This is a genomic window from Nitrococcus sp. (assembly GCF_059432795.1).
On record NZ_JBXWZQ010000166.1, the window covers coordinates 1 to 7982 of the forward strand.

Here is a 7982-nt window from a genome sequence, read left to right on the forward strand (position 1 = left end):
TCGACGATCAGGTTGCCCCGCAGGTCGAGCACGTAATCCGACTGCAGCGCTTGCGAAATATCGAGCAAATCCTCACGCCCGCGCTGCGGATCGAGCCTGCGCTCGAGAAAGGCCTCGAAGCTCTCGGCCCCGTCGACCAACCGTGGGTGCTCGCGGCGCAGATGATGATAGGAGCTCACCTGGAGATCCCACGGATTGCGCACCACGGTAAACTTGAACAGTGACTCGTAGAACCGCGAGGGGAGCATCTCTTGCGCCGCAATGGCTTTGGCGTGGCGGGGAAATTTGACCCCCAGGATATGCCGCGGACGGGTCATTTGGCTCATCAGATGACACAGGAGCAGCGGGGCGGTGTAGGGCCAACCCCAGCGGTAACCCCGTAGCGCCGCCCGGATGCTGCTTCCTCCCGTCTTGGCGATATGCACGAACATAAATCGATGCGTGTAGGAGATCAGCATAGTCGCGAGGGTCAACGTTCAATGCCCAGAATGCGGAGGTACGCCGTGGTGCTCGCCTCGAGCGTATAACCGCTCACCGCCTCTTGCAGACATGGCGCGGCGAGCGGACGGTCCAGGACCGCGCTCATCGCACCGGCGAGGGCGTCGCTATCGCCTACCGGCACCAGGGGACCGTAGCGCCCCCCGGCCAGGATTTCCCGCGGCCCGCTCGGACAATCGCTCGCCACCACCGGCGTGCCCAACGCCAGCGCCTCGGTGAGCGCATTGGGCGAACCCTCCCACAACGAGGCGAGCACGAACAGCGCCGCTCGTCGCAGATACGCATAGGGATTCGCCACGGTGCCGGGCATCTGCACGGCCTCCGCCACCCCAAGCGCCTCGGCCAGGGACTGCAGCCGATCACGCTCACGCCCCTCGCCCAGGATGAGCAACCGGCAAGGGCGCTCGCGGTGCAGGCACGCGAACGCCCGCAGCAAGGTCGGAAAACCCTTTTGACGAGTCAGCCGGCCGATACCCAGAATCACCGGCGGCTCACCCGGGCGCAACCACGGATGGTCGATCGGCTGACGCGCCGCTTTGTATAAGCCGGCTTTCACGACCGGATTGTGAACCACCGCCACCCGTTCGCGGGGCAAGCCGGTGATCAGGCACGTATCCTGCGCCACGCCTTCGGAGACCGCTACCACGCCGTCGACCATGGGGTATAACCAGCGCATCGGCAGATAGCGGCACTGACGCTTGATCCAGCTCCGCCCCTCGAGAGAGGCCGACAGGTTGGTACCCAGCCGACCGATCAAGCGCGTGGGCACCCCCGCAAGCCGCCGCGCCAGTGCCGCGCTGCGGATGGCCCGGTCCTTTGCCACCAGCAAGGCCAGGGGACGGCGCCTGCGCAAGTAGCGCGTCAGCGCGGGCACCGCCAGCGTACTGTGGCATACGCCGAGATCGATAGGCGTCACGCCGACCGGCAAGCCGTTCAGTGCCGAGCCGGCCCTTCCCAGCGCCAGCAGGTCCACACGGCAGCCGCGCTCGGCGAAGCCCTCGACCAGATTCATCATCATGCGCTCCACTCCCCCCTCGCCGGAGAAGGAGAACATGACGGCCAAAGGCTGGCGTTGCGCCTCCATGCTCACCTCAGGTCAAGAGCTCGAAGGGGTCGGCGCACAAGCCGGGGTCGCGCCCCTCGCCTTCGATCAGCAGCCGGTGCCAGAGCGCGAACTGCAGCACGGCGAAGCCGGGCCGGCCAAGGTATCCCCGGGCGACATCGCGAGCGAGCAGCGCCGCCACGCCTTCAGGGCGAAACCACTCGCGCACCGCCGGGTTCGCCGGCAGGCGGCGCTGCAGGCACGCGAGCCGATCATCAAAGCAACGCCGAACCGGCACGTGGAAGCCCCGCTTCGGCGCCTGCAGCATTTCGCGGTCGATGAAACGCTCGGCCCAGCGCTTGAGGAAGTGCTTACCCTGCCCGCGCTGGACCTTGAGCCGGTCGGGTAGTCCCAACCCGAACTCGACGACTCGATGGTCGACCAGCGGCAAGCGCCCCTCCACCCCGCAGGCCATCAGCATGCGGTCCGCTTTGGCGAGGAGATTATCCGGCAAGGCCGTCGTGAGATCGACATACTGCATACGCTGCAGATCGGACCAATGGCTCGGCGTCGCCTGCCAGGCCTCGATAAACGGTCGCCGCGCCTCTCGGCGCACCTCCCGCAGCGCCTCGCCGAGTAGCGCGCTACCGGCTCGGCCGCGCAGCAGCGTCGAGGTCCGGAACCCGCCCGTTCCCCCGCGGCCGATGGCCTTGAGCCAGCGTTCCAGGCGGTTGACCCGATAGCGCCCGTAGCCGGCAAAGACCTCGTCGCCGCCCTCGCCCGAGAACACCACCTTGAGACCGTGGGCGGCCCGCTCGGCGAGATAGAGCACCGGCAAATTCGCGTAATCGCGCATCAAATCGTCGCCTGCCCAGACGGACCTCGCCAGCAGGGCGAGCAGCCCCTTGCTGGATGGCGCGTACGCGTGATGCCGGCTATCGTAGCGCTGCGCGCTGCGCGCCGCGAACGGCAACTCGTTTATCATTCCAGGGGAATCGAAACCCACGGAATAGGTCGCCACGCCCTGCCCCTGCAGCCGGCTCAGCAGCGCCAGCAGCACCGAGGAGTCCACCCCGCCGGAGAGAAACAGCCCGAAGGGAACATCCGAGCGCATGTGCTCGGTCATCACCCGCACGAACAGTTCGTCAAAGCGCCGGCTCGCCTCGGCAAAGCTCATCTCAGTGGTCGCCACATCGGTGGCCGACCAGTAACGGCGACGTTGCGCGACCCGCCCCTGCTCGATGACCATCAGCTCACCCGGCGGCAGGCGTTCGACCCCCTCCAGGATGGTATGCGCGCCACTGCTGAATTGGTTCTGCAGATATTGAATCAGCCCGATCGGGTTCACCTCGGGGCGATGCGAGAGCAGAGGCAGCAGGCCCTTGAGCTCTGAGGCGAAGGCCACGCCGGCACCGTCGGCGGCGAGGTAGAGCGGCTTGATGCCGAGGCGGTCGCGCGCCAATACCAGCCGCTCACGGGCCCGATCGTAGAGCGCAAGGGCGAACATGCCGTGCAGATGCCGCACGAACCCGAGCCCGTATTCCGCGTAGGCGTGCAGAATCGTCTCGACATCGGAGCGTGTGGTGAAACAGTGACCCGCCGCTTCCAGCGTCTGGCGCAGCTCGACGAAATTGTATATCTCGGCGTTGGCGATCAGTTGCAGCGCACCCTCGCGGATGGCCATGGGCTGTTGGCCGCTGCTGAGATCGATGACCGAGAGCCGACGGTGGGCAAGACCGACCCGCGGACCGAGCCAAAGGCATTGCGCATCCGGACCGCGGTGTCCCAGGCGACGCGCCGCCCGCGCGAGCGCCGTTTCGTTCGGCTCGCCACTGCGTAGAAAAACCCCTGCGATCCCGCACATCGGCGCGTCCTTCGTTCAACCGCCGCCGCGTTGCTCAGCGCCGGCCGGGCCAACCGCTGGCTCTTGCCCCGCCAAGCCGAGCACTTTTGCATAGGCGAGCGCGCTGGCCGCCACCATGTAAGGCCGCGCCGCCGCCTGCAGCTGCTCGCGCGCCGCCGGCGCGTCCAGTGCCTGCTCGAGCGCCGTGGCGAGGGCGGCGTCATCGCCGACCGGCACCAGGGACCCGAAGCGCCCGTTCTGCAGGATCTCCACCGGGCCGCTGGGACAGTCTGTGGCGACAACCGGCGTACCCAAGCTCAGTGCTTCGACGAGAACGATACCGAACCCTTCCAGCGTGGAGCTCGATGCGAACACCGCCGCTTGTGCCATGTAAGGATACGGGTTTGCCATGAACCCGGGCAGGTCCATGCTCCCCGCGACACCGAGCTCACCGGCGAGGCGCAGCAATTTGTCGCGCTCGCGGCCTTCGCCCAGAATGACGAGCCGGACATTACGGCGGCGGCGCACGCGTGCGAAAGCGCGCACGAGTGTACTGAAGTCTTTTCTTGGCGCAAGCTCGCCCGCGGCGACAATGACCGGCGGCTGGTCGTCTCGGAACCAACGGTGTTCGATCCCGGCCGCGGCCAGCACCGCCAGATCAGGGCTGACGACCGGATTGGGCACCACGCTGACCCGCTCGGCCGAGAACCGCGCGATCCGCGCGAGGTCTTGCGCCGCACCCCGCGACGGGGCGAGCACCGCTGCGGCCCGGGGATAAAGCCAGCGGATCCAAAGACGCTCCAGCCAGGGGTCGAGCCCGCCCCGCTGGGTGAGATCCTCGCTCACGGTGGTCCCGACGCGCACGGCGACCGGCGTTCCGGTCCGTGCCAGGCGGCTCGCCCACAGCGCCACCCGATTGACCCGATACTTGTCGGCAAGCAACGAACACGGGCGGACTCGGCGCAGATAACGGATCAAGGCGGGCAGGGCGGTATCGACGTGAGCGGCTCCCAACCTAACCGCCCGCACCCCGCGCGGCAGCCCGGGCAGATAAGGGCCGTGGCGATCGATGCGCAGCAGATCGATACGCAAACCCAGGCGCGCAAGCGCGGGCAGCAGGTTGGCGATGATGCGGTCCATGCCACTGTGGCCCGAGGTGGCCACGAACAGGGCCAGATCGGTCTCGCCCGGCTCGGACCGCTCAGGCACCGCAGCGAAGTCCGAGCGCATCCATGTACTCCTGCGTGCTGCACGCCAGGGTATAGTGGCTTACCGCCTCGCGCAGCTGCTCGGCGGCGGGGGGCCGGGACAGCGTCCGGGCCATGGCCCGGGCCAGAGCGGCATCATCGTCGATACCGACCAGCTCGCCGTAACGACCGCCGTCCAGGATCTCGCGGGGACCGCTTGGGCAGTCCGTCGCCACGACCGGCGTACCCAAGGCCATGGCCTCGGTAAGCACGTTCGGCGAACCCTCCCAGTACGAGGAGAGCACGAACAGCGCGGCGCGCGCCATATAGGCGTACGGGTTGCTCACGAATCCCGGCAAACTGACATCCTCGGCCACCCCCAACCGCTCGGCGAGCCGGCACAGCCGCGCCCGTTGGCGGCCTTCACCCAAAATGATCAGCCGGCAGTCTTGTTCCCGGCGCAGCCTCGCGAACGCGCGCAGCAGCAAAGGAAAGTTCTTCTGCCGCCGCAGCCCCCCGGCGCCGAGCACGACGGGCCGTCGTCCCGGCTGGTCGGCAACAAGCCAGGGATGGGGCGCGCTCGCACGCGCCGAGGCCAACAGCTCGGGTGTGACCACGGGGTTGTGCGGCACATGAATGGCTTGCCGGGCGAGGCCGGTGATTCGTGCGAGATCATCGGCCACGCCATGCGAGACACAGATGACATGATCGGCCTTGGCATAGAGGCGGCGCACCCGACGCCGCTCGAGCCAGCAGCGCAGCGGGTTTTTGCCGCGCACCGCGAGCCGGGCCGACAAGTTCGTACCCGTACGCAGCGCGACGCGCGTGGCGGCACCCGCTGCGGCGCGCGCCTGAATCGCCAGGCGGTCATCGGCGCTTTTGGCTGAGAGCAGGACTTCCGGGCCGTTCTCCCGCAGGTAGGCGACGAGCGCCCCGAGCAACCCGCCCTCGCCGCCCTCGCGAAGCTCAATGAGACGCACCCGGCCGGACAACGCCGGGAGATAGGGACGGTTTGCCTGTTTCACCAGAAAGTCCACCGGGACGCCGTCTTCCGCGAGCCCCCGCGCGATGTTGACGAGCATGCGCTCGACGCCCCCGTCACCGAAATCGGCGAGCAAAACGGCGAGCCGAGGCCGGTGCCCGCTTGGGTCCCGCGCCTCCCCCGCGCGCGCGTCCAAGCACCCGGTCTGCCCCGAAGTCAGCGCGTCGTTCATAACCACAGCGATCACTCTACCAAGTTACGGGACGAGGAAGCCCGGGAGCAGCGCAATACGACCATAGCGCTAGGGTGCTTGCCGTGCCGCGCCCGCCGGCAAGGGCCGCCCCAGCACCCGGGCATAGACAGCGGCATTGCCCTCGACCATCGCCCGGACAGAGAAGCCACGCAGTACCCGCTGCCGCCCGGCTTGGCCGTAGCGTGCCGCCAGCGCCCGGTCGGCGAGCAGCCGGTTGACGGCGCGCGCGAGCTCCTCCGGGTCGCCGGGCGCCACCAGCTCGCCGTTCTCACCGCCGCGTACGATCTCGGGAATCCCGCCGACGCGGCTCGCCACCACGGGCAGCCCGCAGGCCGCGGCTTGCAAAAGCGCCACCCCCAAGCCTTCCAGCAAGGCCGGGTGCACCAAAAGATCCAGGCAGGGCAGTATGCGCGGCAGGTCGTCGCGAAACCCGGCAAACACCACGTGCCGGGCCAAACCACGCTGCTCGGCGCCCCGCTGTATCGCGACCTGCTCCGGCCCCCTGCCGAAGAGCAGGAAACGCGTGCGCGGATGTCGGCGCAGCACCAGTGGGATCGCGTCGAGCAACGTGCGGTGGCCTTTGCGCGCAATGAACTGTGCGACCATTCCAACGGTGCGCTCCTCGCGAGCCAAGGCAAATGTGCGGCGAAACCAGTCGTGCTCCGCCTGCGGACGATAGAGGTCGCTGTCCACCGCGCTCGGCACGCAGGTCACCTTATCGGGAGGCAAACCCGCTGCCAAAAGCACCTGCCGTATGGCCTCCGAAATCGTCACTACGTGCGAGTGGAGACGGTATTTCACGCCGACCAGCCAGGGCGGCTCGGGATTGTCGACACGGCGCGTCACGATCACGGGAACACCGGCGAGCCGGGCCGCGATGCCGCCCAGCACATCGGCGCCGCGCCGGCTATGCAGGTGAATCAGGTCCGGCCGCTCGTTGCGCACGATTCGACGCAGGCGGGCAATGAGCATGAGATCGCCGTCACCGCGCATGGGGATACCGTGTACCCGATCGGCGCAGGCCAGTGCCGTTCGCAGGATGGCACTGTCTTGCGCGCACACCAGAATCTGCTCGCCGCCGAGGCACTGCAGACCGCGCAGCAAAAACAGCACCTGCAGCGCCCCACCATACAGATGCCGGCCGCTCTCGACATGCAGCACTCTCACCGCGGCGCCTCCAGCAGCGATTGCGCCGCGGCAAGCACCTGTGCCGGGCGATGCAGGCGCATACAGCTGTGCTCGCCGCCGCATATCGGCCGGCGCCGGCACGGCGAGCACCACAGCGCCTCGTAGAGCACGCGCGTTAGAGGACTGTCCGTCTCGAGGTAGGGCCGGGTTGAACCGAAAAGCGCCACTGTCGGAATGCCAGCGGCTGTGCCGATGTGCGTCAGCCCCGTATCGACACCGACCAATAGCCGCGCCCCGTCAATCGCCGCCGCGCTCTCCCGTAAGGTCAGGGAACCCGCGAGATTAATTAGGGGGGCACCCGCGTCGCGGGCGAGCTGCTCACCTCTCGCGCGTTCTTCCGGGCCGCCGAGGATCACCGAAGCCAAGCCGAACCGCACGGCGAGCCCTCGGGCCAGATCACGCCAGGATGCCTCGAACCAATGCTTCTGCACCCGGGTCGTGAACGGGCACAGCACGGCATAGTCGCCCTCGATGGCGTGCCTGGCCAAACGCTCCCGCACAACTTGGCGATCGGCCGCGGTCAGGACCAGATCCATGGGAAAGCGGCTCGCGTCGATTTCGAGCCATTCTGCGAGATGACGGTACTCGGATGCGATGCGGGCATCGGCGCGCGGCGCATAGAGCACCTCGGTCATCAATGCCCGACTGCCCTCCCGCGAGCCCAGGCCGATGCGCCGCGGCGCGCCGCTGAGCCAGGCCCACACGCCGCTTTTGGCCAGGCCTTGAAGATCCAGCACCAGATCGTAGCGGCGCTTACGCAGCTCACCCACGAAGCCCCGGTATGCACGCACCAGATCCGCATAGCGGTGCTCCGCGCGCAACTGACGCCAGTGCGCGCGCGGCCATACGATCACCTCATTCAAAAGCGGATTCGTCTCGAGCAGACTCGCGCCCGGCGACTCGGCCAGCCATGCGATGTGAGCGTCCGGCCACTTGCGGCGCAATGCGGGAATGAGTGCGGAGGCCATGACGATATCACCGATCGCCGA

Annotated in this window: 7 protein-coding genes; all 7 read right to left on the reverse strand. The window is 67.9% G+C overall.

Going from position 1 to position 7982, the window contains the following annotated elements; all coding sequences use genetic code 11:
• Positions 1-458 (reverse strand): sulfotransferase family protein (locus AC52Q4_RS11775; protein ID WP_495536994.1); only part of this gene is annotated, 458 nt, incomplete at its 3' end.
• A gap of 11 nt (positions 459-469) precedes the next feature.
• Positions 470-1582 carry a glycosyltransferase gene (locus AC52Q4_RS11780; protein WP_495536987.1) on the reverse strand — a complete coding sequence of 371 codons (1113 nt, stop codon included), beginning with the start codon at positions 1580-1582 and terminating at the stop codon, positions 470-472.
• Between the two features lie 7 nt (positions 1583-1589).
• Positions 1590-3404 carry an asparagine synthase (glutamine-hydrolyzing) gene (gene asnB / locus AC52Q4_RS11785; RefSeq protein ID WP_495536988.1) on the reverse strand — a complete coding sequence of 605 codons (1815 nt, stop codon included), beginning with the start codon at positions 3402-3404 and terminating at the stop codon, positions 1590-1592.
• A 15-nt stretch (positions 3405-3419) separates the two neighbouring features.
• The gene (locus AC52Q4_RS11790; protein WP_495536989.1) at positions 3420-4613 is read right to left on the reverse strand and encodes a glycosyltransferase; all 1194 of its coding nucleotides are present in this window, start codon (positions 4611-4613) and stop codon (positions 3420-3422) included.
• Entirely contained in the window at positions 4585-5784 is a 1200-nt protein-coding gene (locus AC52Q4_RS11795) for a glycosyltransferase (RefSeq protein WP_495536990.1), read from the reverse strand. The genes AC52Q4_RS11790 and AC52Q4_RS11795 overlap by 29 nt, the downstream gene beginning before the upstream one ends.
• Before the next feature lie 69 nt (positions 5785-5853).
• Positions 5854-6972, reverse strand: coding sequence for a glycosyltransferase (locus AC52Q4_RS11800; RefSeq protein WP_495536992.1), 1119 nt, complete (start codon positions 6970-6972; stop codon positions 5854-5856).
• A partial coding sequence (locus AC52Q4_RS11805; RefSeq protein WP_495536993.1) for a glycosyltransferase family 9 protein occupies positions 6969-7982 on the reverse strand: 1014 nt, incomplete at its 5' end. The genes AC52Q4_RS11805 and AC52Q4_RS11800, both read right to left, overlap by 4 nt.

Excerpts from the sequence above, each read along its gene's own strand:
- AC52Q4_RS11780 (WP_495536987.1), bottom strand. The coding sequence starts at position 1,582 with ATGGAGGCGCAACGCCAGCCTTTGGCCGTCATGTTCTCCTTCTCCGGC.
- asnB (WP_495536988.1), bottom strand. The coding sequence starts at position 3,404 with ATGTGCGGGATCGCAGGGGTTTTTCTACGCAGTGGCGAGCCGAACGAA.
- AC52Q4_RS11790 (WP_495536989.1), bottom strand. The coding sequence starts at position 4,613 with ATGCGCTCGGACTTCGCTGCGGTGCCTGAGCGGTCCGAGCCGGGCGAG.
- AC52Q4_RS11795 (WP_495536990.1), bottom strand. The coding sequence starts at position 5,784 with ATGAACGACGCGCTGACTTCGGGGCAGACCGGGTGCTTGGACGCGCGC.